This is a genomic window from Desulfoluna sp. CLI2B (assembly GCF_056847375.1).
This window is the reverse complement of the sequence record NZ_CP186557.1, coordinates 5,567,677-5,593,718: the sequence shown is the minus strand read 5'-3', so window position 1 is coordinate 5,593,718 and position 26,042 is coordinate 5,567,677. Positions and strand designations below refer to the sequence as shown.

At 58.6% G+C, this 26,042-nt stretch carries 16 protein-coding genes and 1 pseudogene; 8 read left to right on the top strand and 9 right to left on the bottom strand.

Annotated features, from left to right (window positions below; genetic code table 11):
• Window positions 1-705: 705 nt before the first annotated feature.
• The gene (locus ACOYW2_RS25970; RefSeq protein WP_482768451.1) at window positions 706-1,512 is read left to right on the top strand and encodes an alpha/beta hydrolase; all 807 of its coding nucleotides are present in this window, start codon (window positions 706-708) and stop codon (window positions 1,510-1,512) included.
• Window positions 1,513-1,524: 12 nt separating this feature from the next.
• Here ACOYW2_RS25970 and ACOYW2_RS25965 read toward each other — a convergent pair whose 3' ends face one another.
• From ACOYW2_RS25965 to ACOYW2_RS25955, 3 genes are all read right to left on the bottom strand, one after another.
• Window positions 1,525-2,352 (bottom strand): LysR family transcriptional regulator, encoded by an 828-nt coding sequence (locus tag ACOYW2_RS25965; protein ID WP_482768450.1) that lies wholly within the window; start codon window positions 2,350-2,352, stop codon window positions 1,525-1,527.
• A gap of 3 nt (window positions 2,353-2,355) precedes the next feature.
• Window positions 2,356-3,075, bottom strand: a complete 720-nt coding sequence (locus tag ACOYW2_RS25960; RefSeq protein WP_482768449.1) for an SDR family oxidoreductase — start codon at window positions 3,073-3,075, stop codon at window positions 2,356-2,358.
• A 457-nt stretch (window positions 3,076-3,532) separates the two neighbouring features.
• On the bottom strand, window positions 3,533-3,817 hold the full coding sequence (locus ACOYW2_RS25955) for a hypothetical protein (protein WP_482768448.1): 285 nt from the start codon (window positions 3,815-3,817) through the stop codon (window positions 3,533-3,535).
• A 12-nt stretch (window positions 3,818-3,829) separates the two neighbouring features.
• On the opposite strand from ACOYW2_RS25955, the gene ACOYW2_RS25950 reads away from it, so the two are divergent.
• The 5 genes from ACOYW2_RS25950 (at window position 3,830) to ACOYW2_RS25930 (ending at window position 7,067) form a co-directional block, all read left to right on the top strand.
• Complete coding sequence (locus ACOYW2_RS25950; RefSeq protein ID WP_482768447.1) at window positions 3,830-4,303, top strand: hypothetical protein; 474 nt, start codon at window positions 3,830-3,832, stop codon at window positions 4,301-4,303.
• Window positions 4,304-4,577: 274 nt separating this feature from the next.
• Window positions 4,578-5,165 (top strand): DUF2589 domain-containing protein, encoded by a 588-nt coding sequence (locus ACOYW2_RS25945; protein WP_482418683.1) that lies wholly within the window; start codon window positions 4,578-4,580, stop codon window positions 5,163-5,165.
• Window positions 5,166-5,239: 74 nt separating this feature from the next.
• The gene (locus ACOYW2_RS25940) at window positions 5,240-5,824 is read left to right on the top strand and encodes a DUF2589 domain-containing protein (protein ID WP_482418682.1); all 585 of its coding nucleotides are present in this window, start codon (window positions 5,240-5,242) and stop codon (window positions 5,822-5,824) included.
• Window positions 5,825-6,034: 210 nt separating this feature from the next.
• Window positions 6,035-6,349, top strand: coding sequence for a hypothetical protein (locus ACOYW2_RS25935; RefSeq protein ID WP_482768446.1), 315 nt, complete (start codon window positions 6,035-6,037; stop codon window positions 6,347-6,349).
• 376 nt (window positions 6,350-6,725) lie between these two features.
• A complete protein-coding gene (locus tag ACOYW2_RS25930) occupies window positions 6,726-7,067 on the top strand; it encodes a UPF0158 family protein (protein ID WP_482768445.1) in 342 nt (113 codons plus the stop codon).
• 110 nt (window positions 7,068-7,177) lie between these two features.
• Here the strand turns inward: ACOYW2_RS25930 and ACOYW2_RS25925 are convergent, their stop codons facing one another.
• The 6 genes and pseudogenes from ACOYW2_RS25925 to ACOYW2_RS25900 all read right to left on the bottom strand — a co-directional run bounded on the left by ACOYW2_RS25925 (window position 7,178) and on the right by ACOYW2_RS25900 (window position 12,158).
• On the bottom strand, window positions 7,178-7,891 hold the full coding sequence (locus tag ACOYW2_RS25925) for a polyamine aminopropyltransferase (RefSeq protein ID WP_482768444.1): 714 nt from the start codon (window positions 7,889-7,891) through the stop codon (window positions 7,178-7,180).
• A gap of 557 nt (window positions 7,892-8,448) precedes the next feature.
• A complete protein-coding gene (locus tag ACOYW2_RS25920) occupies window positions 8,449-9,270 on the bottom strand; it encodes a 4Fe-4S binding protein (RefSeq protein WP_482768443.1) in 822 nt (273 codons plus the stop codon).
• 378 nt (window positions 9,271-9,648) lie between these two features.
• Window positions 9,649-9,885: a hypothetical protein gene (locus ACOYW2_RS25915; RefSeq protein WP_482768442.1), complete on the bottom strand. Its 237-nt coding sequence runs from the start codon at window positions 9,883-9,885 to the stop codon at window positions 9,649-9,651.
• Between the two features lie 773 nt (window positions 9,886-10,658).
• Window positions 10,659-11,285 (bottom strand): sigma 54-interacting transcriptional regulator, encoded by a 627-nt coding sequence (locus tag ACOYW2_RS25910; RefSeq protein ID WP_482420583.1) that lies wholly within the window; start codon window positions 11,283-11,285, stop codon window positions 10,659-10,661.
• 109 nt (window positions 11,286-11,394) lie between these two features.
• Window positions 11,395-11,469, bottom strand: a pseudogene (locus ACOYW2_RS25905) (hypothetical protein); the annotation flags it as partial.
• 35 nt (window positions 11,470-11,504) lie between these two features.
• Entirely contained in the window at window positions 11,505-12,158 is a 654-nt protein-coding gene (locus ACOYW2_RS25900; RefSeq protein WP_482420582.1) for a hypothetical protein, read from the bottom strand.
• 546 nt (window positions 12,159-12,704) lie between these two features.
• Here ACOYW2_RS25900 and ACOYW2_RS25895 point away from each other — a divergent pair.
• Together ACOYW2_RS25895 and ACOYW2_RS25890 are read left to right on the top strand one after the other, a co-directional pair.
• Entirely contained in the window at window positions 12,705-23,795 is an 11,091-nt protein-coding gene (locus ACOYW2_RS25895; RefSeq protein ID WP_482768441.1) for a beta-ketoacyl synthase N-terminal-like domain-containing protein, read from the top strand.
• On the top strand, window positions 23,765-25,675 hold the full coding sequence (locus ACOYW2_RS25890) for an SDR family NAD(P)-dependent oxidoreductase (RefSeq protein ID WP_482768440.1): 1,911 nt from the start codon (window positions 23,765-23,767) through the stop codon (window positions 25,673-25,675). The genes ACOYW2_RS25895 and ACOYW2_RS25890 overlap by 31 nt, the downstream gene beginning before the upstream one ends.
• Window positions 25,676-26,042 lie beyond the last annotated feature (367 nt).

Here is a 26,042-nt window from a genome sequence, read left to right as displayed (position 1 = left end):
CCCTGCCGGGGGCCAAACTTTTGAAAAGTTTGACAAACAGGTTTTTAAAAACAGATTCAGGCCAATCCATATCAAAGGCGAATGTGATTTTCCCCGAAGAATGAGGGGTAAAGCGCATTCGCAACCAGTGATGTCCGGTTAGGTCTTTGCACGTGGCTTTTTACGCTTTTTTGACCGTTTTTTTTTGACCACTATACATCCTTTTCTATGATGAAGACCCGAGTTGAAACGTAGGGTGCGCTTGCGCACCATCGAAGCACAGTATCTCCCACCGAAGCCGAGGTGACAGAGGCCGCGTATTGCTTGGATATGACGATGGGTGGCGGTCTTTCAGGCAAATGGTGCGCAAGCACACCCTACGGTCCTCGGTTCCCGGAACGTAAGACATGACAAGCGGCCTTCAAGAACGATGGTGGGCTGAATAGTTACGATTAATTTAATGCAAAAAGCTAACCGGACACTACTGATTCGCAACCTGCTTTCGAGGTGCCTCACCTCGCCGCCGGAGGCAGATTTTTCCATGCTCTTTAACCATAGAAGTCATCGCTTTTTCTCGCTCCCAGGCGAAGCCTGGAAACGAAGGCGAAAGAGCATTCCCGAACCTGGGGTCCAAGGGATGTATCCCCTGGTTTTTTGAACTGGCTTTGACTTTTGAAGGCAAACTGAACGGGTTTATGACGCCTTGAACAAACAGGACACACGCCCATGATTTTAAAAGGTTCCTTTTATTCACAGACCCTTGAGATGGAAACGGGATTGTCCGTTCTGGTTCCCAACAGCTCTCTCACAACGGGTAACCACAGCGTGGTCTACCTGCTCCATGGGCTCTGCGGCAGAAACGACGACTGGCTCCATTATTCCATGCTGCCGGTGTACGCGGAGCGGTTCGACTGCGTCTTTGTCATGCCGGAGGTGGCGCGAAGCTTTTACACGGACATGGCCTACGGCCAGCAGTTCTTCCGCTACATCACGCAGGAGCTGCCTGCCGTCTGCGCCTCGGTGTTTCAGATATCATCACGCCGCGAGGAGACCTATGTCATGGGCACCTCCATGGGCGGGTACGGTGCGCTAAAATGTGCCCTGAAGGACCTGGATACCTACGCCCGCGCGGCGTTCTCCTCTCCCTGCCTCTTTCTCAAGGAAGGTCTGGATGCCCAGAGAGACCCTGCCAACCGGCCTTATTTGGAGAAAACTTACGGTCGCCAGCTCCTCAACGATTTCGAGGCCGCCTTTGGCCCCGACCTCACCTGGAAGCCGGAGCACGATATCCTTGCCCTGGCCGCAGCGGCGGCCCAACGAGGGACCACACCACGGATCTACGCCGCATGCGGCGCCCAGGATCCCATGTATCAGGAGAACAAACGATTTGAAGGCGAAATGAAAAGGCTGGACCTTGATTTTTCCTTTGAGGCGTGGGGCGGGGAACACAATTGGGTGTTCTTTAACAGCGCCCTGGAAAGAGCGCTGGGTTGGTTTTTCATCGAAACGCAGCACGAAGAAGCCGAAGACTAATCGGCCTTTCCATCATCTTGCAAGGCTGTCGGCCAGTTGGCGGATAACCGGAGCGGTATCACGGCCTGCGGAGTAACACAGGCCGATACGCCGGAACATCCGGGGCCCGTCAAAGGGACGGGTCACGATCTGGCGACCATATTCGGCCACGCCGTCCGGCAAAAAAGAGATCCCGAAGCCAGCCTGGATCAGGTGGAGAACCTGCCCCTTGTGCTCGGCCCTGCAGGCGATATTCAGGCTGATGCCCTCCCCTGCAAGGATACCCATGGTCTGCTGATGGGCCTCACAGGGTGGGCATTCCACAAAGGGATAGGTGTGAAGCAACTCGGAGGTGATGAGGCTCTCTTGTTCCAGGGGATGCCCCTCGGGCATACAGACCCTGTAATCCTCTTCCCACAAGGGGATAAACAGCTCATCCTCCCGTTTAAAGACGTCCAGAGTAATGCGTCCGTCAGCTTCGGCATCATGGTCCACGATCTCCGGCTGGATACCGGGTATCGATTGGCGCGCGTGGGACAACACAGCCTTGAGATGGGTGGGGCTCAGGTCCGGAAAGAGCCCCAGCCTCACCTTCAGGGGCGCCCCGCCTTTTGAAAAAAGGGAGGCTATCTCAGCGGCGTCCCGAACCAGCTTCTTGGCAGACGGGTAGAGATGATGGGCCGCATCGGTAAGGCGCACCCCTTTTTTGTGGCGCTGGAAAAAGGTAACGCCCAGAGTTTCCTCAAACTGTTTGATCGCCGTGGACAAAGAGGGCTGAGAGATGTTGCACCGCCGGGACGCCCCGGTGATACTCTTCTCCTCGTACACGGCGATAAAGTAGCGCACCAAGCGAAGGTCCATGGATCAGGGCTCCTGCTTGGTCGTGGCAATAACAATTTCCCGAATGCACACGGACTGGGGCTGGGCATAGGCAAAGCCAATGGACCGGGCGATGTCGTCGGCGGACAAGACCCCTCCCATCTCCTCTTTCCAGCTCTGGTAGCCGTCGACAATCTCCTCGGAGGTGGTGTGGCCCAGCAGCTCGGTTTCGACCGCACCCGGCGCGATGGTGGTCATGCGGACATTGCTTGAGGCCACTTCTTCCCGAATGTTTTCCGTCATGGCATGCACGGCAAATTTGGTTCCGCAGTACACGGCGTGATTGGGGAAGGTCTTGCGGCCTGCCACGGAGCTGATGTTGATGACCGTGCCGGAATTTCTCTCCTTCATGCCCTTGAGAATCACGTGAATCCCGTTCAAAAGTCCCATCACGTTCACATCGAACATGGTTTTCCACTCTGCAGGGTCCTGAACATCTGCCTGGCCCAGGAGCATCACACCGGCGTTGTTCACCAGGCAATCACAGGGACCGTACTGTGCTTCTGCCTTTTCCACGGCCTTCTTCAAGGCGTCCAGATCCGTTACATCCACGGCCTCACACAGGGTGTTGGGAAGATCCAGGGCCTTGAGGCGATCAACGCGACGTGCCACCAGGAGAAGGGGATGCCCAAGGGCAGAAAAATGGCGTGCGGTTGCCGCACCGATACCAGAGCTTGCGCCCGTCACAATGACAAGAGGTTTCATAGCTTATCCTTTTTTCAATTACGTTTACAAAGGGTTAACGTGTTTTTAAAGCCATTATCAACGGAGCTTCTGAGAAAGTAAAATACCGTTTCAATATGTGAAGCATAGCCGAAAACTATGACACCAGAAAAAAATCAGTAAACGCCCTTGGCCTTTGCCGAAACAACCCCGACACCATCCTCAACATTTATTTTTGTATGCTCCCCTTGATCTTTTTCCCAGTTTCCCGGTGGCCCACCTCGGAAACAAACCTATAGTATTTTTAAATAACAACAAAATAAGATTGTAACTATGAAATACATAATAATTTAAATTTATGTTAAGCAAAAAACATCGACATAGCTCACTGGTTTCATACCCAAACGGAGATAAAAAGCCTGGCACCAGGACAGCCCTTGAATGCCCCGATTTAGGTAAAACCATGGACATTCAAGGTTAGCTTACCCCCCTTAATGCTTCAGCCCCCCACACGGAGTATTCCTATGAAAATAACTGACTCCTCCTTGCTTTTCTCCTCATCCCGCTGGCCTTTGCCGCCTGCGACGACAACGACTCCAAGTCGGTGGTGGACCCGGACAAAGCCGCGCATTTCGACTATATTCTTGAACAAAGTTCCGACATGATAGCCGTATACGGTTCCAAAACCATAAGCAAAGCTCAGTATGATCGTGTCGTCACAGACGTTCGACACGTTCTTTCCACCTTGGACAGCCAAATCAAAAACGGGCTTTTCGCCTCCCATGCCAAATTGCTTGTGGTGAAAGATGAAGCCGAAGTGGAAGGGGATATCAGCTATTACACCAAACTGCTCCCTCTTGAAGCCATTTTCGCCGACAACGGGGGCACGGACGAGACGCTTCCCTCCTCCACCGATGTGGGGTTATCCAATACAAAACTCGAAATGATGTACCTGTGCGTCTACTACTCTCTCCTCACAGACCCCGGCCTCTCCTCCATTTACGAAGAGCTCAAGGCAGCCTACAAAGAGGCCAGCGACAAGGGGATTTTCACACCGGGGGATGCATACAAAGACGGCTATGTGGACGAAATCCATCAAAATGCATCGGACCAAAACGCCTTGAAGTACGGAAGTTACCTGTATAATCTTTACAAAATCTATTTTGGAAACCAGTCTGGGGCCCCTGGAGAGTTTACCATCACCACCAAGGCACAACTGAAGGCCCAGAACGTGAAGGGCCACGACTTCATCCGAAACTACTTTGAATAAGACCATAAAATAGCGCCGAAGCGTAAACGCGTTCTTTCCCCTAAGAGCGCGTTTTGCTTGGACCTGATCAGCGACGGTGGTATATTGGGTAACAAGATACGACCGCAAACGTGCGGATACCCACGACCCTGAAACAGCGTTTTTTCGCTCCATCCTTTTTTCACCTCCCGAACCATCCGACACATGGCAACGACCCGTAATCATGGCAGCAGCTGGCTTGGCTTCGTCATGACCTGACACCTCGAGTTGGTCTGCTTCTACGCAAGGAGACACCATGGCAAAAGGATTTTCGATCAATGAATTGCTTGAGGCGATCCAGTATGCGGTGGTTGAGGCCCAGGAAGTCGCTGAAACTCAGCATGCACGGCAAATCGCAGAGTATTTCACGGACACCGGGGAACCCGTCACCATTCCTCTGAAGCTCCCCAACCCCCACCCCGAGGCAGGAAAACTCGACGACAACGGCAACGAAATCGCCCCGGCCATGGTGTCGGTGGACGTCCCCAAGATCACCCTGGTGCCTCAGAATTCCATTGTTCTTAAAGAGCTTGAAGTGGAAATGGAAGTCCCCATCGGCAGCCTTGATATCACGGAAGAGGACCCCGACGCCGAAGAGGCCACAGCTCCCTTAAGCGAGGAGGAGTGGGAAAAAAAGAAGATGAGCCTGAGGCTGGCAAGCCGAAAGTCCAAACGGGCCATGGTGGATCGGATGAAACGGCGGCTTCAGGTGGCCGGAGGCGGCTCCTTTTTTGGGGGGCGTAACAAGAAAACCGCCAGAATACGCATCACCTTTGAAGGAGGGGAGCCCCCCGAGGTGGTGGCACGCATCGAACAGAGCCTTGCAAAGTTTGTGGAGACATAAGGGGGGCAAGGGATGAGGGTCTGGATGATTGGATGATGGACACACATAAACGCAATCAGTCAAGGAGGTTGGTTATGGGTGACATGGCAAATCAATTCAGCGGACTTCCCATGGAGTCCCTCATCGGCGGGCCGCTTCAGGCGGCATGCAACGCACAGGTGCAGCTGGCCAAGGCCGAAACGCAATTCATCAACGAGGTGGGCCTGATTAAAAACGGTAGCGACGACTCGCTGACGACTCGCACAGTGGATTTCGAGGCCACCCGGCCGGTGAACCTTCCCGACGGAACCATTACGTCCGAAACCATGAACATCAAAGCCCCGGTGCTTTCCATCGTACCGATTCCCGCTCTGTTAATCGACGAAGTGGATGTCAAATTCAACATGGAAGTCAAGACCAGCGCGGAGTCCTCGTCCCAAACGGACGCAAGCGCCTCTTTGTCGGGCAAGGCGGGGTGGGGACCTTTTTCCGTAAAAATCAGCGGATCGGTCAGTACCCACCGTGAAAACACCCGCAAGACAGACAACAGCGCCAAGTACGAGGTGCATGTTCACGCCAGCCAGTCCGAGCCCCCAGAAGGCCTCATGCGGGTGCTGGATCACCTCATCACTGCCTGCGAACCGCGCTCTGTCACAGAAGCCAAAACCGAAAGCAAATAGAGCGGTTCTCTGCGAGAACACACAAGGGGCGGTGGCGGTCCAATCCGGACCGCCACCGCTTGCGCTCCCCTTTTGCCATGCTGCCCGTTTCCCTTGATGCGGCAGCCTTCAAAGGGAGACGTCCTGCATGCCCCCCAACGGAATCATGCACCATGATTTTAAATCCATCAACCTCTCCGGAATGACGCGGGACAAGGAGGCACACACCCCATGGGACGCAAATTTGGTCTTGATGAAGTCACGCATATCGAGCGTATCGTGGTGGGCCCAACCCGGGTAGACAGGCTTCCCTCCCAGGATGAAATCAATGCCCAGATGGACTTTGTGAATCGCTGCCTCTCCGAAGGCCGCGGGCAACTGGTGGGCACGGAAAAAGGGGTCATGGTCATCCAGGCCGGGGACCAGCAGCTGATGGTCCAGCATACGGTCTACCATATCGGATTCAGGCGATCTCCCATCTGGCTTGCGCACCGTCGCCCTGCCAGGGGCCCAGGCCCGTCCCATCCCACCGGAACCCTGCCCTGACAAGAAGGGGCGCATACCGTCCCCAGGCACTCCCTCACACAATCAAAAACCGCCTTGAAACAGAGCGGTTTTTTGATTTCATGCGAGTTCCGTGGACCCTCCGAACGTTATCGTCCAGCCAACTATTTCAAGCGTACCGAACACGCACATTTGACAAAATTACCACAACCCCGAAAATCAATTCTCTACGACACCAAAACCAACACAAATCCACAGGCAATCTTTTCACCATACGCCCAAAAGGAGCCCCATAACTCTACCTGTTAAACTGAGCGACGTCATCGAGCAGCTGGAACTACAGCCCGAGGAATTTGAAGCGTTTTTTAACAAAAAAACCGGGGACTTTATTCTGGTAAACACAGATTACATCTGCATTGTGGAAGACGGCGAAGACACCTCAGACCACCCGGCCTGGGAACAAGAAGCCATTGACGAGGTCCGGGAATTTCTGGACACCCAGAAGGACCACATTGCCCTGCCCACAAAGTTTGAGATCCACGAGTACCGGATCATGGAGCGATTCTGCCAAACGCTCCCGCAGGAAAACATTCGAGAGGCCATGTGCAACGGTCTACAGGAAAGAGGTGCCTTCAGGAGGTTTCGGGACAACCTCCGCCGCTACGGTATAGAAGACGATTGGTATCGTTATTTAGGGGAAGCCCACAAAGAGATTGCTGTGGCCTGGTGCGAGGACAATGGTATCACGTACACACCGTGAGCCGCCCCGCAACCCCTCGCCTTTAAAAGGGGTTTTAAAACCTATTTATCAAGCTTTTCAAAAGCTTGGCCCCCGGCAGGGCCGCCGGAGGCTTAAAGTGAATAGTTACGTTACTTTTTCCCGACATAAACCCCATTTTCAGCGGTGTTCCCCTGGATGGGATTCTCAAACTCAACCACATGCCCGTGGACCTCATCGAAGACACTCGCTAACGTATCCAGAAATCCCTTCTCCGGGGCATCGTTGGACCACATGGCAAAGATGCCGCCAGGCTTGAGGAAGGTGCGGAGGCGCGTCAGCCCCTCTACGGAATAAAGGTCTGCGTGGGACGGGTTCAGCAGGGCATCCGGGGTATGGTCGATATCAAGAAGGATGGCGTCAAACTGGTTCCCCGGCTCATCCGGATCAAAGCCATCGCCCCGTGCAAGGGCGAAAAAGTCTGCGTTGAGGTAGCGACACCTGTCATCGTTGGAGAGCAGTGCGCCGTTGGGTACCAACTCCCGCTGGTGCCATTCAATGACCGGGGCCAGCGCCTCAACCACCGTCATGCGGGCCACCTGGCTGTATTTCAATGCGGCTGCAGCTGTGTACCCCAGGCCCAGGCCTCCGACCACGATATCCCATGCATCACCTGCAAGGCCTGCCAGCCCCAGATCCGTAAGCGCCACTTCGGCGTCATGAAACAGAGAAGACATCAAAAACTCTTCATTGAGTTTCACCTCGTATACCTCACGCCCGCCCATTTCCAGCGCTCGCCGCCGCCTTAGGATCAATTCACCAAGGGCCGTCTGCTGATAATCCAGTTCTTCAAAAAACGCACTCATCGTATCTCTCCTGTTCAATAAAGCCGCGACACAGCATATCGTTTTTCCACCTTATTCAAAAATGCAGGCAGCCTTTATAGTTGATTCTCTACAGTATCGATTTTCTACAGGAAAGACACAAAAAAATTACCCCCAGCCAGGCGCCAATAGGCATGGACTCACCGATGAGCCCTTTCGCTATATAGGTCATAACGAATGTGAACACCCTGAGGAACGAAGGGTGAGAGCATTCGCAACCTGGAGAGCTGGGGATGTATCCTCTGCCCGCCGGAGGCAGTGCGGTTAAAGGTGCCTCCGGCGGCCCTGCCGGGGGCTAAACTTTTAAAAAGTTTAATAAACAGGTTTTAAAAACAGATTCGGTTTAATTTGAGTCAATAGCGAATGTGATTTTCCCTGAGGAACGAAGGGGAAAGCTCATTCGCAACCTGCTTTCGAGGTGGCACACCTCGCCGCCGGAGGCATTGCTTTTATTTTTTCCTGAGCTCTCTTGCCCCTGTGATTCATCAGACTTTAACCATAGAAGGCACGCTTTTTAGCCCTTTAATCGTTCTTCCACCTCAGACAAACACCTCCGCCTCTTTACGATCAGCAAATTCAACCTCCAGCTCATGCTTATGCCGAAGGTAGTTCTCGTCGTCGTAGTACTTGGCCTGAACCGGACATGCTTTGATGCAGGCCCCGCATTTGATGCAGATGCCGTTGATGGTCGAGACGTCCTCAGGATCGATGGAGCCCATGGGGCAGACGGTGACGCACAGCTTGCAATCGGTGCAGTCGGAGCTGGTTTTGGGGACGACTTTTCGGATGTCCACGGGCACCCCGTCCGGATTTTTTGGCTTGTAATAGGGCCGGTAGGGGCGATGGCCCTTGAGGGGGACCGGGGCGGCTGGGTCAGGGCCTGACAGCTTTGCTGCAATCTTGTCCGCAAAGTCGGCCACGAGGGCATTGTCCTTGTCATCGGGGCGTCCTTTTCCCAGGGTTTTGGAAAAGGAGTGCTCACCCACAAAAGCGCCTCCGGCAAGGATGGAAAAGCCCTTTGCCTCCAGGATATCGGCCAGCTCCACAAGGGCATCGTCGTAGTGCCGGTTACCGAAAAGTACCACAGGCACGACCCTTGCCCCCCGGCCTTCGATGGTATCCAGGTATTTCAGCAGGACATTGGAAACCCGCCCGGCATAGACCGGAACCCCGAAGACCACAAGGTCCTGGGGACCAAAGGAGACAACGTCTTTCCTTGCGCTCGGCAGGGTAAAGTCCTTCTGTTCCACCTCTGCGCTGCCGAGCACCTTTTCTGCAAGGGCCGTTGCCAGCCCGCACACCACGTGCCGGGTTGTGCCCGTGGGGCTGAAGTACATGGCCTGGATCCTTGATATTGTCATATCGTCCGCCTTTCATGCATTACAAAGGCCTCCGGCGGCCCTGCCGGGGGCTAAACGTTTAAAAAGTTTAACAAATAGGTCATAAAGAATAGTTACATGAATGCCGTTATAAATGCGGATGTGATTTGACCCGAGGAACGAGGGGCAAATCACATCCGCTATCTGCTTTCAAGGTGGCACACCTTGCCGCCGGAGGCTGTTTTTTGGAGCTGAATAGTTACCAGTTATTAAGCATTCCACTATTCCTACGACCAACGCCAGAAGAATAGCCACCGTCACTGGCAAAAAGCAAAAAAAAAGCGATTCCGGCAATGAGCCGAAACCGCTTTTCACAGACTTTTTTTTAAAGCCAACCCACCGGCAGATCGGCCGGGTTCTTTACCCGGATACTCCGGGAGCGGCCACCACAGTATTGGGGGTGGGTTCTTTTTTTACGGGAAGGTATCCCTTGCCCTTGAGTCCAAGCACCAGGGAGTTGATATAATTTTTGGAGATCTCTTTTTCTGCGGTTGAAAGATTTTTGAAGAGGCCCACGGGCAGCAGGGGGAGCCACCACACCTGGGTAACCTCCTCCCGGGAGAAAAAGGATTCGGCCTTTTGCCCGTGCTCATACAAGGTGGCCACCCATTCGCAGTTGTGGGAGTACCACACGGGAAGAAGGAGCTAAACCCGGCAAGAGTGTAGGACCCGCTGGCTTCATTGGGGCTGGGGTTCATGGTCACGTCGAAGCGAATATGAAAGTCCCCCGGGTCCCGCACCTCTTTGACGCTATTGAAGTAGCCGTTCTCGGCAAAAGCCTGCTATGCCCCTGCTAATTTCAGATTCCGTGGCCATCCACTCCGATCCCGCTCAGTGTCACCCCATGCATAGAGACGCTTGCGCTCCCGCAGTGGTCCGTCAGTTCACCAACGCGCGTCATGTCCCCCCTGGCATCCGCACTCAATGACACCGGCTGGCACTCAGTGACCGGAATGTCGTGTTTGACAATGGATGCGCACCCGCTGAGTAAAAACGAAGGGCCATCACCAGGCCCGCCTTCATATACCTCATCCCTCTTTTCCTTTCACCTGCAATATCAGATACCACCTGCGGCACGGATATCTTATTTCTCAATACATCGCCCATCAGGCCACAAAAGGATCAGGTTTCATCGATGCCCAATGCGACCGAACCGACCCTTTTTTTGGCCGATTCTTCAGTAATTGTCTACTTATTTTTGTAAAAGTTGATTCAGTTGCCTCCTGGTGTGTAGGCTTAAAAGGCTTGCTTCAAACCTGTTTGTCAAACTTTTTAAAGTTTGGCCCCCGGCAGGGCCGCCGTGAAAGGCTTCTTTGAACTGAATAGGTACCCTTAGTTTTTTGTATTTGATCACTTTCCTATACCCTGCCTCATTCCTCCTCCCCATCCAACCGATCCTGCCACTCCACCACGTACTTTTTAACGGTCCTGCGGTCGAGGCTGGTGCGCCGGGCCACCTCTTCGAATTTGCCGTATTTCTGGTAGAGCATGTGGCAGTAGGCGGTGACGAGTTCGTGGGCAGAGAGTTCGCCCCGTTCCAGGTCACCGAAGCCTTCGGGGACCTGTCCGGTGTGGCGGGCGGTCTGGGAGGCGTCTCCGTGGTAGCTGCGGTTGAGGAAGACGCGCCGGATACACTGCTCCAGCTCCCGGACATTGCCGGGCCAGGGGTAGCCTTTGGGCAGGTCGGTTTCGATGACGTCCAGAACCATGTCCGTGAGGTTGGCTGAGCGCTTGCCCACGGTGCGGGCCACGAGGAGTTCCACAAGGTCCACCAGCTCCCGCTTATCCTCTTCGATGCGCTGGCGCAGCGGAGGCACGGTGATGACATCCGAGCAGAGGCGGTAGTAGAAATCATCCCTGAACCGGCCTTCGCTCCTCAGCTGCTCCACGGGCTTGTTGGTGGCTGCGATGACCCGGCCTTTGAAGCGCACCTCGTTGTGGCTCCCCACCGGGGAGAAGACGCGCTCCTGGAGCACCTGGAGAAGTTTGATCTGCACGGGACTGGACAGACCTCCCCACTGTCGCAAAAAGATGGCCCCCCAGGGGCTGCACCGGGACATGGAAGTCGTCGATGCCGGTAAAGGAGCCTTTGCGGTGGCCGAAGAGCTCGCTTTCGATGAGGGCTTCGGAAGCCTGAAGTTGATGGAGAGAAAGGAGCGGGTAAAGCTCTCCTTGAAGCAACCCCGTTTGCGGTCGTAGTCAAAAGTGCTGCAGCGTCACGGCGGGTGCGCCTGCCTGCTGCGGCCGGTTTCGCCTAATATCAGGGTGGAAAAATCCTCCATGCGGTTCCAGAGGATCCCGCTGTAGAGCTCCATGTCATGGGTGAAGACGTTGTTCCAGAGCCGGTAGCGCAGGGCCACCATGGACTCGCTGGGCCCCACCAGGGAGTAGTGGATAAAATGATAGGCGCGGCGGAGCTGGTAGCACCCCTCCACGGTTCGGATGGCTTCGTCGCGATCCAGGCCTGCGGCCTCCAGGCCGCTGATGGCTTCCCGCAGGAAGCTGGCGCGGATCTGGTGCTCTCCGGCCCTTGCCTGGGCCTTAATGAGGCGGTCGAACTCTTTTCTGTATCGGTAAAAAAAGACAAAGGTCACCACGCCGGTAAGGAGCTTGCGATCTTCGCCTTTGTACATTCGAAGGTCCAGGCGGTTCTCTTTTTCCATGCGATCCCTGTTTTTACTCTCCACACGCTTCACCGCCGCCTCCACGGCGCGGGACGGGGAGGTGGATTCCGGGACCCCGGCGATCTTCCGGTCCAGGACGATCCGCTCTTCCCCAAAGGGGTTGACCCGGGGGGCGCGGCCCACCAGGGTAAACAATTCGCGTTCTTCCGGGGTGAGTTCTCCGACTCGCGTACTTCGTTTGAGCATCACTGGCATATTCCTTTCCCCACACTGTTCCTTTCATGCACACCGAGTGCACGGGGTGTCGACTTTTTACCATAGCACCCTCCCAAGGTACCCGGCAAGCATGGGCATCAAAGGTCGGCAAATCGAGAGCTTACCCCAGTTTAAAATAAATGGCACGCCTTTTGCATCCGTTTGGGACTCAAAATTTATGAATGCTATTCATTTTTTTCTGCATCAGGGCCATATTCAACGGCCCGCATAACGGGCGCCGAGTCTGCCCGGCCAAGACAGCATGTATTCACGACCGCCTCACGTAAACGTAATTATTGTAAGATTATTGGCCCCAAGACCCCATGGCGCTCAAACACGATGCAGAAGATGACACAACCCCGGCCCCTACGAGCACTCTAGCCCCTTCGGGTCCGGACTACAGAAGCTTCAAACCATCAAACGAAGTCTCAGGATCCACTGCCTGCACACCCGGCCACAAACCCCACAGGCGCTTTCGACATCGGCTATTTCCGCGCGCTCTCCAGGGCCGGCGTGCTCCCTGTGTTCGACACCGAAATGATGGACGAAAAAACTGCCATTGAAGGCGTGAAAACCCTTTCCAAGGAAGGATTCCCCTTCGGCGTCCGGCTCCGCACCTCCATGGGCGGGCTGATTCACTTCCTCGACACCAGCAGCATCCCCACCCTGGACCTGGTGGTTGTGGCGGCTGCGGCTGCCAAACACTTCTCCGCCATCTCCAAGAGCCGCCTGGGCTGCAAGGTGGTGGTGGAAGCCGTGAACCTGGGCACCACCTTTCCCCTGGCCGACGGCAAGCCCGACGCCGTGGTGGTCCGCGGTTCGGAAGCGGGCGGATGCATCTCCCGCTACACCTCTTTTATCCTGCTCCAGTGGTACCTGGAAAAGAGCGAGTTCCCTGTCTTTGTCCACGGCGGTGTCGGTTTCCATACCGCTGCTGGCCTCTTCGGTGCCGGTGCCTCGGGCGTCGTCCTCGACTCCCAGCTCTACCTCACCGACGAAGCGCCGGTGGCCCCGGCCTTTAAAGAGCAGCTCAAAAAACTCGAAGAGTTCGACTCCATCTCCATCGGACGCACCCTGCCCTTCCGCTTCCGTTTCTTCTGCAAGCTCGCCACCAAGGTGGTCAAGGAGCTCGGGGAGATGGAATCCGCGCTCCTCAATCACGCGGACGAAGCCGAGGTGCTGCGCCGCGAAATCGAAAAGCGGTTCACACCCATCAACACCGAAGGGGCCAACCCGGTCCAGAGCCTCTTCTTCCTGGGGCAGGACGGGGTCTTTGCCAAGCGCTTTGTGGCCGAAGGCACGGATGTGGCCTCGGTCATCGACCGCTTTTTCACCCGCGTGGGTGAACTCACCGCCCTGGTGGATGCCCACGATCCGTTAAAAGAGAACTCTCCCCTGGCCCAGGAGCTCGGCACCCGCTACCCCATCATGCAGGGCCCCATGGCCAACATCAGCGACAACGCCGACTTCGCCGAGACCGTCTTCCGCGAAGGGGGCCTTCCCTACTTTGCCATGGGCAGCCTCCCGGCCGACCTCGCCGAGAAGATCATCGAAGAGGGCTCCCGCAAGGTGCCTCGCTTCGGTGCGGGCCTCATCGGCATCGAAGCCCTGAACAAGGCCGTTGCCGGTCACATCGAGACCGTGAAAAAATACAAGGTTCCCTTTGCCCTGTTTGCCGGGGGCATCCCCTCCCAGGCCATTGAGCTGGAAGCAGCAGGCACCAAGACCTTTTTGCACACCCCTGCCTCGGGGATGCTTAAAAACGCTCTCTCCTCGGGCTGCAAGCGCTTCATCTTCGAAGGCACCGAAGCGGGCGGCCACGTCGGGCGCCTGAGCAGCCTGGTCCTCTGGGAGATGGGCATCACCCACCTCCTGGCCCAGCCTGAAGGGGCCCTTGCAAACCAGACCGCCATCTTTGCAGGGGGCATCGCCACCCGCACCGGCTCCTGGTTCATTTCCGCCATGTCCGCGGTCCTGGCCGAAAAAGGGGCCAAGGTGGGCATCCAGCTGGGCACCCCCTACCTCTTCACCGACGAGATCGTTGAAACCGGCGCCCTGATGAAAAAATACCAGGACGTGGCTCGGGAAGAGATCACCACCCTGCGTATCGGTACCACCGTGGGCCTTGCCTGCCGTACCATCAAGACCCCCTTCTCCATGGAGATCGTGGCCAACGAATACCAGCGCATCGTGGAAGATCTTTCCTCTCGCACCCGTCAAGTGTGCCTTCTCAAGAAGGACAACATCGGCTCGCTTCTCATCGCGGCCAAGGGCTTCTCCCCGGATTTTGACAAGCTCAAGAAGGGCGAGCCCCTCTCCTACATCACGTACAACGACGACGAGGCCTTCCACAAGGGCAACTACTCCGTGGGCAACAGCCTCGCTTTCTTTGCTGAGACCACCTCGGTCAAGGCGGTTCACGACGGCCAGATGCAGAGCAAGGAAGGCCTCTCCGCCAACTTAAACGAGCTGGAAGTCATGACCGCCAAGTGCGGGATGATGAACGATGAGATCGCCATCATCGGCATGGGCTGTGTCTATCCCGACGCCCATGACACCGACGACTTCTGGAAAAACATCGAGTCCAAGCGCTACTCCATCAAAGAGGTGGACCCGGCCCGCGTGGACCTTGCGCCGTTCTACAACGAAAACCGCAAGGCCATGGACAGCACCTACACCAAGATCGCCGCCACCGTGGACGACTTCGTCTTCGACCCGGCTGCCTACGGCCAGGATCCCAAGGCCGGGCAGCAGATCTCCCGAAGCCAGAAGATGGCCCTCACCGCCACTTTCGAGGCCCTGGAAAAAGCAGGGTACCCCCAGGGCAAGGGCCTTCCCCTGGCCACCACCGCGGTGATCATGGGCAGCTGCCTCGGCAACGAGACCAGCCACCATCTCAACCTCAAGTACTACTACCCGGAGCTGCGCTGGCACTTAGAGCAGAGCGACGCCTTCAAGGCCCTCACCGAGGATGAAAAGGTAAAGGTCCTGGCCCACCTCAAGGACCGCATGGCCGGTGACTACCGCAACGAGTCCCCGGACTGCGCCACCCTGAACATCGAAGCCTCCCGCGTGGCAGCCGCCATCGGCGCTTTGGGCGCCAACTACGTGGTGGACGCGGCCTGCGCCACAAGCTTTGCCGCCCTGGACTCCGGTATCAAGGAGCTCCTCTCCGGCAGCCACGACGTGGTCATCACCGGCGGCATCAACACCAGCATCAACCCCGAGACCTTCATCGGCTTTGCCAAGATGGGGGCCCTCTCAGCCAAGGGTTCCTGGCCCTTTGACGAACGTTCCGACGGCTTTGTCCTGGGCGAAGGCGCCGGTGTGGTGGTCCTCAAGCGTGCCAAGGACGCCCTGCGGGACGGAGACACCATCCTGGGTATCGTCAAGGGCGTGGGCGGCAGCTCCGACGGCAAGGGCAAGGCCATTGCCGCACCCAACCCCGACGGACAGGAGTACGCCCTGAGGCGCTGCTTCGACCAGGCCCGTGGCCTCACCTTCGACGACGTGGACTTCATCGAAGCCCACGGCACCTCCACCATCCTGGGGGACATCACCGAGATCAAGACCCTGAAGCGGGTCTACGACACGGGCAGGCCCAAGGGGATCAGCTCCGTGAAATCCCAGATCGGCCACCTCCTGGGCGGTGCGGGCGCAGCAGGCCTTATCAAGGTACTTCTGGCCATGAAACATGGCATCCTGCCCCCCAACGGCCAGTTTGAAAAAGCATCCCCCAAGCACGAGCTGGACGACAACTCCAAGCTCTACATCATCAAGGATGCCAAGCCCTGGACCACCGAAGCCGGAAAACCCAAGCGAGCGGCTGTCTCCGCCTACGGGTTCGGCGGCATCAACTACCATGCGGTGGTGGAAGAGTTCACCTCAGACTACCAGCCCCCGGCGCGAACCATCTTCCCGGACACGACCTGGGACTACAACGACGACCGCATCGTCATCAGCGGCATGGGCACCGTCCTTCCCGGCGGCCTCTCCACGGACCAGTTCTGGGAGACCCTGGTGGACGGCAAGAAGATCCTCTCCGAGATGCCGGAAAACCGCCTGCACCTCGACTACTTTGTGGATGAAGAGAACGACTTCAGCCTGCCCAGGGTCAAGGCCGGGGTGATCCCCGACTACACCTTCAACAACCTGAAGTACCGCATCCCGCCCAAGACGGCCAAGTCCATTGACCGCGCCCAGTTCTTCGCCCTGGACGCCGCCACCCAGGCCATTGACGAAGCCTGCGGCGGGGACCGCGAGAAGATGTTCGGCAAAGCCAACAAGACCGCCGTCATCATGGGCAGCATCAGCGGGGAGAAGCACGTGGAGAACATCGTGCGGACCCGCGCCCCCCTGGTTGCGAGCTTTATCGCCGAGACCCCGGGCGTGGACCCTGCCAAGGCAGCCAAAGCCGGTGAAGCCCTCATGGAGAGCATCCGCGAGCGGTTCATGGAGAACAACGAGGACACCACCCCGGGCCTTCTCACCAACATCATCACCGGACGCATCGCAAACTTCTTCGGCGCCAACGGGGCCAACTTCGTGGTGGACGCAGCCTGCGCCTCCGGCGGCATTGCAGCCGACCTTTCTGTAAAAGGCCTGAAGGCCGGGGACTTTGACATGGTCGTGGCAGGGGGCGTGGACGCCAGCTTCTACCCGGCCATCATGATGGTCTTCAAGCGCCTCGGGGTTCTCACCGACGCCGAGACCTTCATTTGCGACAAGCGGGCCAAGGGCATCCACCTGGGCGAAGGGGCCGCAGCCCTGGTGCTCACCACCTATAAAAAGGCCAAAGAGCTGAACATGCCCGTGTTCGCCGAACTCTCTGAGATCGGCTTCCGCTCCAACCCGGCCCGTAACCTCTACGCTCCCTCCGAGGCCCTGTTCCGCGAGGTGACCACCCGCCGCTTTGATCGCTGCGACGTTATCAAAGAGGACGTGGCCCATGTGGACCTCTTCGGCTTCTCTTCCCTGATGCTCGACCAGGTGGAGCTCCAGGCCGCTTCCAAGAGCTTCGGCCACAAGACGCGCCTGGGCAACATCAAGCCCGAGTTCGGCTACTACAAGGGCGCCAACCCGGCCATTGCCCTGGTGAAGCTGGCCCTCATGGCCAAGCACGGCAAGCTGCTGCCCCACCACAGCCACTCCTCGGAGCACTCCATTGTGGCGGACCGCTACAACCTGGTCCCCGGCCTCGACCTGGCAGACGCCCCCAAGGGGCATCGCCTGAGCCTCGGTGCCAACCTCTTCGGCTTCGGTGCCAACCACGGCCACGCCGTTGTCAGCACCCTGCCCCGGTGGATGTCCGAGGAGGCAGCCTCCTTTGCCGAAGAGGCAGCCACCGAAACCGTGGCTGCACCCATGCCCCACGGTGAGGTCCACGCCGGAGAATCCTGCGCCCTCCTCTGCGGCCAGGGTTCCCAGTACCCGAAGATGATGCAGCCCGTCTACGAGAGCAACGCCTACGTCAAGGAGATGTTCGACAAGGCCGACGCCCTCTTCCGAAAAGAGCGGGGCACCTCCCTTCTGGAGGTGATGTTTGCCGAGGAGGACGCGAGGATCCACTCCACGGACTTCACCCAGCCCGCGGTCTTCCTGGCCACGGCAGCGGTGTTCGACCTGCTCTCCGAAGCCGGGTTTGACACCGACTACCACATCGGCCACAGCGTGGGCGAGTACTCGGCCCTTTACACCAGCGGCATCCTCTCCTTTGACGACGCCTTCCGCCTGGTGATGAAGCGCTCCGAGCTCATGAAAAAAGCGGACCAGAACACCCCGGGCCGCATCCTGGTGCTCTTCAAGAACGCCGAAGAGGCCGCGGCCCTCATCGCGGAGTCCGGCATCGGCGACATTTACGTCACCAACAAGAACAGCACCAAGCAGACTGCTGTCTCCGGTCTCGAAGGGGCCATCGACACATTCTGCGGGTTCCTGACCCAAAAGGGTGCCATGTTCCGAAAGCTCCCCTTGACCGGAGCGTTCCACACCCCTATCCTCAGGGCCGCCGCCGACGAGCTGGCCCGGTTCATCGAAGGCATGGCCTTCAACCGGCAGGGCTTTTCCAAGGTGATCTCCAATGTCACCGGACTGCCCTACCCCAATGACGAGGCCGCGGTAAAACGCCTCCTCATCAACCAGATTATCTCTCCGGTGGAGTTCATAAAATCCGTGGAAACCGTCCACGCAGCCGGGGTTCGCACCTTCTACGAGGTGGGAACCGGCAAGATCCTCACCGGGCTTTTAAAATACATCCTGCCCGAGGGCTACACCGCTCACCTCTCCGTGGACAAAGGAAAGGGCGAGGCGGCCTCCCTTGAGGCACTTATCGAGACCATCAGACCCGTTATGACCGACACTGTTCAACAAGACACACCCGCTGCACACGCAGCCGCCGCCCCCAAGGCCCCGACACCCGCGGCCGTGCCCGTGGCCTCCGCCCCTTCCGAGGCCGAAGGCACCTTTTCCGGCGACCACGACGACTTCAACGCCTTTTTGCAGGACAACTCCGAGAGCCTGAAGGCCCTCATCGAAAAAGAATACATCAAATCCCGCCGCGAGAAGCGCCTGCGCGAGGTGGAGACCTTCGGGTTCTACACCGGTTCCATCTCCATCGCCGGTGTCTCCATCGGCCTGCCTGGTTCTTCCGGACGCGTTTTTGACGAGGCCAACTTCGACAAGATCATCGCAGGCCACAACTGCATCGAGAACCTCACCGAAGCAGAGCGCGGGTTCATGCTGGACAAGAACATCGTGCGGATCCACAAGGCGCCCAACGGCAACGCCCGCATGATGGCCATCAACTCCCCCGAGGAGGTGATCCAGCTGGCCGGTAAGCTGGGGTACTTCCACCACAGCGACTTCGGCATCAAGTACAACTACGACATCAGCATCAACTTAGGGATCGCAGCCGGCATCAACGCCCTGCGCGACGCAGGCATCCCCCTGGTGCGCAACTGGACCACCGGGCCCAGCGGCAAGCGCATCACCAACGGATTTGCCCTGCCCGAAGAGATGCAGGAGACCACCGGCGTCATCATGACCTCCCTGTTCCAGGGATGGGAGACCCTCCTCACCGAGGTGGAAAACTACTGCCGGGACAAGTTCTCCGTGAAGCCCTTCAAAGAGATGGAGAAGATCTACTACTATCTCATGGAGACCGTGAAGGACACCGAGCTCAAAGGGCGCCTCACCGACTGGTTCTTCGGCCTCAAGAAGGACCAGCCCGAGACCCCCTACCAGTTCAACCGGGAACTGATCATCAACGCCATCGCCCTGGGCTCCGCCCACTTTGCCCAGATGATCAAGGCCAAGGGTCCCAACCTCCTGCTCTCCGGCGCCTGCGCCTCCACCACCCAGGCCTGCGCCACGGCCGAGGACTGGATCCGCACGGGCCGCTGCGAGCGCGTCATCATCATCGGCGGCGAAGCAGCCACCAACAAGGCCCAGGTGCCCTGGATCGCCTCCAGCTTCCTCTCCATGGGAGCGGCAAGCATCAAGAAGACCGTGGCCGAAGCAGCCAAGCCCTTTGACACCAACCGCAACGGGACCATCCTGGGCGCCGGTGCCGTCTCCCTCATCGTGGAGCGAAAAGACTCCCTGGCAGGCAGGGGCCAGCGCGGCCAGGCCGATATCCTCGGCTCCTACATCGGCAACAGCGCCTTCCACTCCACCCGCATCGACCAGGAGCACCTGGCCCGGGAGCTGAGCCGCTTTGTTTCCCGCATCGAAGCACGCCACGGCCTCAAGCGTGACCAGTACGCCGAAAAGGCCCTGTTCATGTCCCACGAGACCTACACCCCGGCACGGGGCGGCAGCGCCGACGCCGAGATCAAGGCCCTGCGCGCCGCCTTTGGTGAGCACGCCTCCAAGGTGACCATCGCCAACACCAAGGGCTTCACCGGCCACACCCTGGGCGCGGCCATTGAAGACGCCGTGATGGTCAAGGCCCTGGCCAAGAACCAGGCGCCCCCCATCGCCAACCTCACGGACCTGGCCGAAGAGTTCTCCGACCTGACCTTTTCCCGAGGCGAGGAGAAAGACCTGGAGTACGGCATCCACTTTGCCGCAGGCTTCGGCTCCCACTTCGCCTTCCTCTTTATCCGGGAGGAAGCCGAGCTCAGCCGTGAGAACAACGCCGACTACTTCAACTGGCTCAAGCACATCTCCGGCGAGGAGTACCCCGTTCTGGAGGTGGTGGACCACACCTTGAGGGTTCAGTCCGACACCACCCCCGGGGGCCGCAAGACCATCGAAGCCCCAGTGAACGTCAAGGCCCAGGCCGCACCCGCTGAAAAGCCCGCGCCCGCGCCTGCCGCCCAGACCGCAGCCCAGGTTCAGGAGCAGAAACCTGCTCCGGCTGAAGCAGCGCCCGCCGCAGCCGCCTCCGGTGCCGTGGAGACAGTGAAGAAAATCATCGCAGAGGAGACCGGGTACACCACCGACATGCTCGAAGACGACCTCGACCTTGAGGCCGACCTTGGCATCGACACGGTGAAGCAGGTGGAAGTCTTCGGCAAGATCTCCGCTGAGTTCGGCCTGGACGTCCCCGAAGACCTTCAACTCCGGGACTTGAACACCATCGCCAAGCTGGCTGGCTACATCTCTGCTCAAGGAGGTGCGGCTGCCGCTCCGGCTGAGGCAGCTCCCGCAGCACCGGCAGCAACCACCTCCGGCGCCGTGGACGCGATTAAGAAAATCATCGCTGAAGAAACCGGCTACACCACGGACATGCTGGAAGACGACCTCGACCTGGAAGCCGACCTCGGCATCGACACAGTGAAGCAGGTGGAAGTCTTCGGCAAGATCTCCGCTGAGTTCGGCCTGGATGTCCCCGAAGACCTTCAGCTCCGCGACCTCAACACCATCGCCAAGCTGGCTGGCTACATCTCTGCTCAAGGAGGTGCGGCTGCCGCTCCGGCTGAGGCAGCTCCCGCAGCACCGGCAGCAACCACCTCCGGCGCCGTGGACGCGATTAAGAAAATCATCGCTGAAGAAACCGGCTACACCACGGACATGCTGGAAGACGACCTCGACCTGGAAGCCGACCTCGGCATCGACACAGTGAAGCAGGTGGAAGTCTTCGGCAAGATCTCCGCTGAGTTCGGCCTGGATGTCCCCGAAGACCTTCAGCTCCGCGACCTCAACACCATCGCCAAGCTGGCTGGCTATATTTCTGCACAGGGCGGCGCAGCAGCTGCCGCCCCTGCTGAAGCAGCTCCCGCAGCCCCGGCAGTAAACGCCTCAGGCGCGGTGGAGACAGTGAAGAACATCATTGCTGAAGAAACCGGCTACACCACGGACATGCTCGAAGACGACCTCGACCTGGAGGCGGACCTCGGCATCGACACAGTGAAGCAGGTGGAAGTCTTCGGCAAGATCTCCGCTGAGTTCGGCCTGGACGTCCCCGAAGATCTTCAGCTCCGGGACCTCAACACCATCGCCAAGCTGGCTGGCTATATTTCAGCACAGGGCGGCGCAGCAGCTGCCGCCCCTGCTGAAGCTGCCCCCGCAGCCCCGACAGTAAACGCCTCCGGCGCCGTGGACACTGTGAAGAACATCATCGCAGAAGAAACCGGTTACACCACGGACATGCTTGAAGACGACCTCGACCTTGAGGCGGATCTCGGTATCGACACGGTGAAGCAGGTGGAGGTCTTCGGTAAGATCTCCGCTGAATTCGGCCTGGACGTTCCCGAAGACCTTCAGCTCAGGGATTTGAACACCATCGCCAAGCTGGCAGGGTATATTTCAGCACAGGGCGGCGCAGCAGCTGCCGCCCCTGCTGAAGCAGCTCCCGCAGCCCCGGCAGCAAACGCCTCCGGCGCGGTGGAGACTGTGAAGAACATCATCGCAGAGGAGACCGGCTACACCACGGACATGCTCGACGAGGACCTCGATCTTGAGGCGGACCTCGGCATCGACACGGTGAAGCAGGTGGAAGTCTTCGGTAAGATCTCCGCTGAGTTCGGCCTGGACGTTCCCGAAGACCTTCAGCTCCGGGATTTGAACACCATCGCCAAGCTGGCTGGCTATATTTCAGCACAGGGCGGCGCAGCAGCTGCCGCCCCTGCTGAAGCAGCTCCCGCAGCCCCGGCAGCAAACGCCTCCGGCGCCGTGGAGACAGTTAAGAACATCATCGCTGAGGAAACCGGCTACACCACGGACATGCTCGACGAAGACCTCGACCTTGAGGCCGACCTCGGCATCGACACGGTGAAGCAGGTGGAAGTCTTCGGCAAGATCTCCGCTGAGTTCGGCTTGGACGTCCCCGAAGACCTTCAGCTCCGCGACCTCAACACCATCGCCAAGCTGGCTGGCTATATTTCAGCACAGGGCGGCGCAGCAGCTGCCGCTCCTGCTGAAGCAGCTCCCGCAGCCCCGGCAGCAAACGCCTCCGGCGCCGTGGACACGGTGAAGAACATCATCGCGGAAGAGACCGGCTACACCACGGACATGCTCGACGAAGGCCTCGACCTTGAGGCCGACCTCGGCATCGACACGGTGAAGCAGGTGGAGGTCTTCGGTAAGATCTCCGCTGAATTCGGCCTGGACGTCCCCGAAGACCTTCAGCTCCGGGATTTGAACACCATCGCCAAGCTGGCAGGGTACATTGCCGCTCAAGGGGGAGCAGCACCTGCTGAAGCCGCCGCTCCCGCAGTTGAGGCTGCCCCGGCAGCTTCCGGCGCGGCGCCAGCCGCCACCGGCGTTGTCTCCGCCATTAAGGGCATCATCGCCGATGAGACCGGCTACACCGTGGACATGCTGGACGACGGCCTGGACCTGGAAGCCGACCTCGGTATCGACACCGTCAAGCAGGTGGAAGTCTTCGGCAAGATCTCGGCCCACTTCGGCCTGGACGTACCCGAAGACCTGCAGCTCCGGGACTTAAACTCCATCGAGAGCCTGGCAGGCTACGTCACCGAAAGGGCCCACATCGAGGCGCCGGAGAGTGGTTCTCCTTCCGCTCCCGCCGCCCCTGCAGGATCCGGGGTCACGGATTTAGGCGTCCCTGCCTTTGAAGAGGGCGGGGTCAACCGCTACGCCATCCGCGTCAAGCAGCTGGGAGAGCGATCAGGCGTCCATGTGGACCTTGCCAAAAAGACCATCCTTGTCACCCAGGACCGTCACGGCTTTGCCGAGCAGGTCAAGCTGGTGGTGGAAGCCTGGGGCGGCCGCGTCATCACCATCGGGTCTAAGGACAGCACCTACGCCTGTGATCTCGCCGACCACGAAGCCCTTGTCGCCACCCTGGCCGAGATGAAGAAACGGGAACCTTCGGTGGACGGCCTCCTGCACCTGTCTGCCATGGACGGCTACCTGGAGAACTGCCCCAACGGGGTTGCCGCGGACGCTGAAGGCGCCATCAAAGGTTTTTTCCTTATCCTGCGGGAGCTCCAAGAGTCCCTGAACCGCGAAGGGGCCCTCATCGGCGCCCTCTCCGTGGGCTCTGTGGTCTTCCCTTACGGAGACGCGGGCGGCGCCAAGAGCCACCCCGCCTTTGCCGGGCTTTCCGGGATGCTCAAGACCATCAGGTCGAAAACGCCCTCATCCGTATCATCGACCTGGCCCCCGGCATCACCGCAGCAGATGCCCGCATGGCAGCCGCCGCCTTCATGGGTGAGCTGACCAACGGCAGCCGCCGCGTGGAGACCGGCCTTGAGAGCGGAAAACGCTTAGGGCTCCGGCTGGTGGCCGAGTCCTCCGCCAAGGGCACCCCGCTCATGAAGGCAGGGGACACCGTGGTGGTTACCGGCGGCGCCCGGGGCATCACCTACGACATCCTGAAAAAAGTCGTGGCCCACGCCCCCTGCAACCTGGTGATCCTGGGTCGATCGGACATCGAGGGCCTGGCCCCCGAGTTCGCCACGGGCGACCTCTCCGAAGGGGCGGTCATGGCCAAGCTCCGCGCCACCATGAAAGGGGCCAAACCCCTGGAGCTGAAGCGCGCGGCAAGCAAGATCGTCAAGATCCGCGAAACCCGGGACAACCTCGACACCCTGAGGCAGGCCGCCCAGAGCGTGGCCTACCACGCCGTGGACGCGGCAGACACCCAGGCCGTCACCCAGGCCATGGCGGGCTACGCCAAGATCGACGGGGTCATCCACGCCGCAGGCCTGGAAGAGAGCGCCATGATCGAGAAGAAAGAGCTCTCCTCCTTCAACCGGGTCTTCAACACCAAGATCAAGGGAGCGGAGAACCTCTTCAAAGGCCTTGAAGGCAAAACACCGCGTTTTGTCATCACCTTCTCCTCGGTAACCGCACGCTTCGGCAACGAGGCCCAGGTGGATTACACCTGCGCCAACGACATGCTGGGCCGCATGGTCCAGCGATTCGGAGCGGAAAAAGGCTGCATCGCCAAAGTCATGGACTGGACCGCCTGGAGCGGCAGCGGCATGGCCGCCACCAACGACACCGTGAAGAAGGTCCTCGAATCCCGAGGGCTCACCTTCCTGCCCCTGGACCGGGGCGTGGACTTCTTCATGGGCGAGCTGGCAGGCACCGAAAGCTGCGAGAGCCTCTTCACCGGACCGGACATCGCCTTTGACCGGGACTTCATGTTCGAAGAGGTGGACGCCGCCGAGTTTGACCGGCAGACCCCCTTCATCGACGAGGTCAAGGCCGAGAGCGACGACAAGATGGTCTTCACCCGGGTCCTGGACCTGAAGCGTGACCTTTTCCTGAAAGACCACAGCATGAAGGACGTGCCCATCTTCCTGGGCGCCACCGGCATCGAGACCATGGCCGAAGCGGCTTCCCGCCTCTTCCCCCGGTCCGGCGCACGGCTTGAGAGCGTGACGGACTTCTCCATCCCCTACGGCATCAAGATCCTCAAGGAGCGCCCCAAGGAGCTGGAGATTGAAACGGAGAAGAGCGACAAGGGTGAGGACGCCCTCAACTGCCGCATCACCTCCACCTTCCGCAAAGGGAAGATTACCGGCAAGACCACCCTGCACTACGAAGGGACCTTCCACTTCACGGACAAGCCCGTGGAGGACCGCGTCATGGCCCTGCCCGAATTCACGAAAGTGAAACTTGACGGCACCGTGGACGAGCTGGTCTACCATCCGGAGCGCCTTTTCATGCACGGATCCTTCCGCACCATCCGGGACATCGCCTCCTTTGACGGCGAGACCCTGGTGACCAAGGTGATCCACAATGGTGAACGTGAATTCTTCAAGGGCGAGACCCGCCCCGAGTTCTTCACCGACGTCATTATGGTGGACGCCATGTTCCAGACCGGCGGCCTCTTCGAGTTCTTCACCACCAGCGAGCTGGTGCTGCCCTACGGGCTGGAGAAATTCGAGTTCGTCCGCCCCGTGGAGCGCGGCAAGGAGTACTACTGCATCACCCAGCGTGTGGCCTCCGACGACCGGACCAACACCTACCGCATGGTCCTCACCGACCTCACCGGAAAGGTCTATCTGGATCTGACCAACTTCCGCATGGTGAAGCTGTCCCGGCTCGACGACAAGCACAAAATCAGCGGCAAAGTGTCCGCCGCCTGATCAGGATAAACACCCCGGAGTCGCACCATGCGGCTCCGCTTTATGAAGCCGCTGTTTCCACCGGAAAGGGCGGCTTAGTTGTTTTGTCCGCAGAGCCTCCGGCGGCAAGGTGTGCCACCTTGAAAGCAGATAGCAGATGTGTTTTGCCCTCGTTCCTCGGTCAGAATTACCTTAATTCAAAAATTCACTCAAAAAGCTATCCGGCAACTAGCCGCCCAGGCCCCCGGAGGCATCGATTCTGAGTTATTGCATCAAGGGCGTTGATGTTACCAGCGGCTTGCGAGTATACTATAGACCTGTTCAGGAACGTTTTTCCGGATCGGCGTCTCAGCACACCTGCAGGCACTGAATCGATCCCCGCACATTG

Bases quoted from the DNA above. Each gene is read 5' to 3' on its own strand.
- ACOYW2_RS25920 (WP_482768443.1), bottom strand. From the start codon at position 9,270: ATGACAATATCAAGGATCCAGGCCATGTACTTCAGCCCCACGGGCACA.
- ACOYW2_RS25955 (WP_482768448.1), bottom strand. From the start codon at position 3,817: ATGGGAGGCGAAAAGCCCGTTTTTGATTTGGCTGTCCAAGGTGGAAAG.
- ACOYW2_RS25900 (WP_482420582.1), bottom strand. From the start codon at position 12,158: ATGCTCAAACGAAGTACGCGAGTCGGAGAACTCACCCCGGAAGAACGC.
- ACOYW2_RS25960 (WP_482768449.1), bottom strand. From the start codon at position 3,075: ATGAAACCTCTTGTCATTGTGACGGGCGCAAGCTCTGGTATCGGTGCG.
- ACOYW2_RS25890 (WP_482768440.1), top strand. From the start codon at position 23,765: ATGGCAGCCGCCGCCTTCATGGGTGAGCTGACCAACGGCAGCCGCCGC.
- ACOYW2_RS25940 (WP_482418682.1), top strand. From the start codon at position 5,240: ATGGGTGACATGGCAAATCAATTCAGCGGACTTCCCATGGAGTCCCTC.
- ACOYW2_RS25970 (WP_482768451.1), top strand. From the start codon at position 706: ATGATTTTAAAAGGTTCCTTTTATTCACAGACCCTTGAGATGGAAACG.
- ACOYW2_RS25895 (WP_482768441.1), top strand. From the start codon at position 12,705: ATGATGGACGAAAAAACTGCCATTGAAGGCGTGAAAACCCTTTCCAAG.
- ACOYW2_RS25935 (WP_482768446.1), top strand. From the start codon at position 6,035: ATGGGACGCAAATTTGGTCTTGATGAAGTCACGCATATCGAGCGTATC.
- ACOYW2_RS25965 (WP_482768450.1), bottom strand. From the start codon at position 2,352: ATGGACCTTCGCTTGGTGCGCTACTTTATCGCCGTGTACGAGGAGAAG.
- ACOYW2_RS25925 (WP_482768444.1), bottom strand. From the start codon at position 7,891: ATGAGTGCGTTTTTTGAAGAACTGGATTATCAGCAGACGGCCCTTGGT.
- ACOYW2_RS25945 (WP_482418683.1), top strand. From the start codon at position 4,578: ATGGCAAAAGGATTTTCGATCAATGAATTGCTTGAGGCGATCCAGTAT.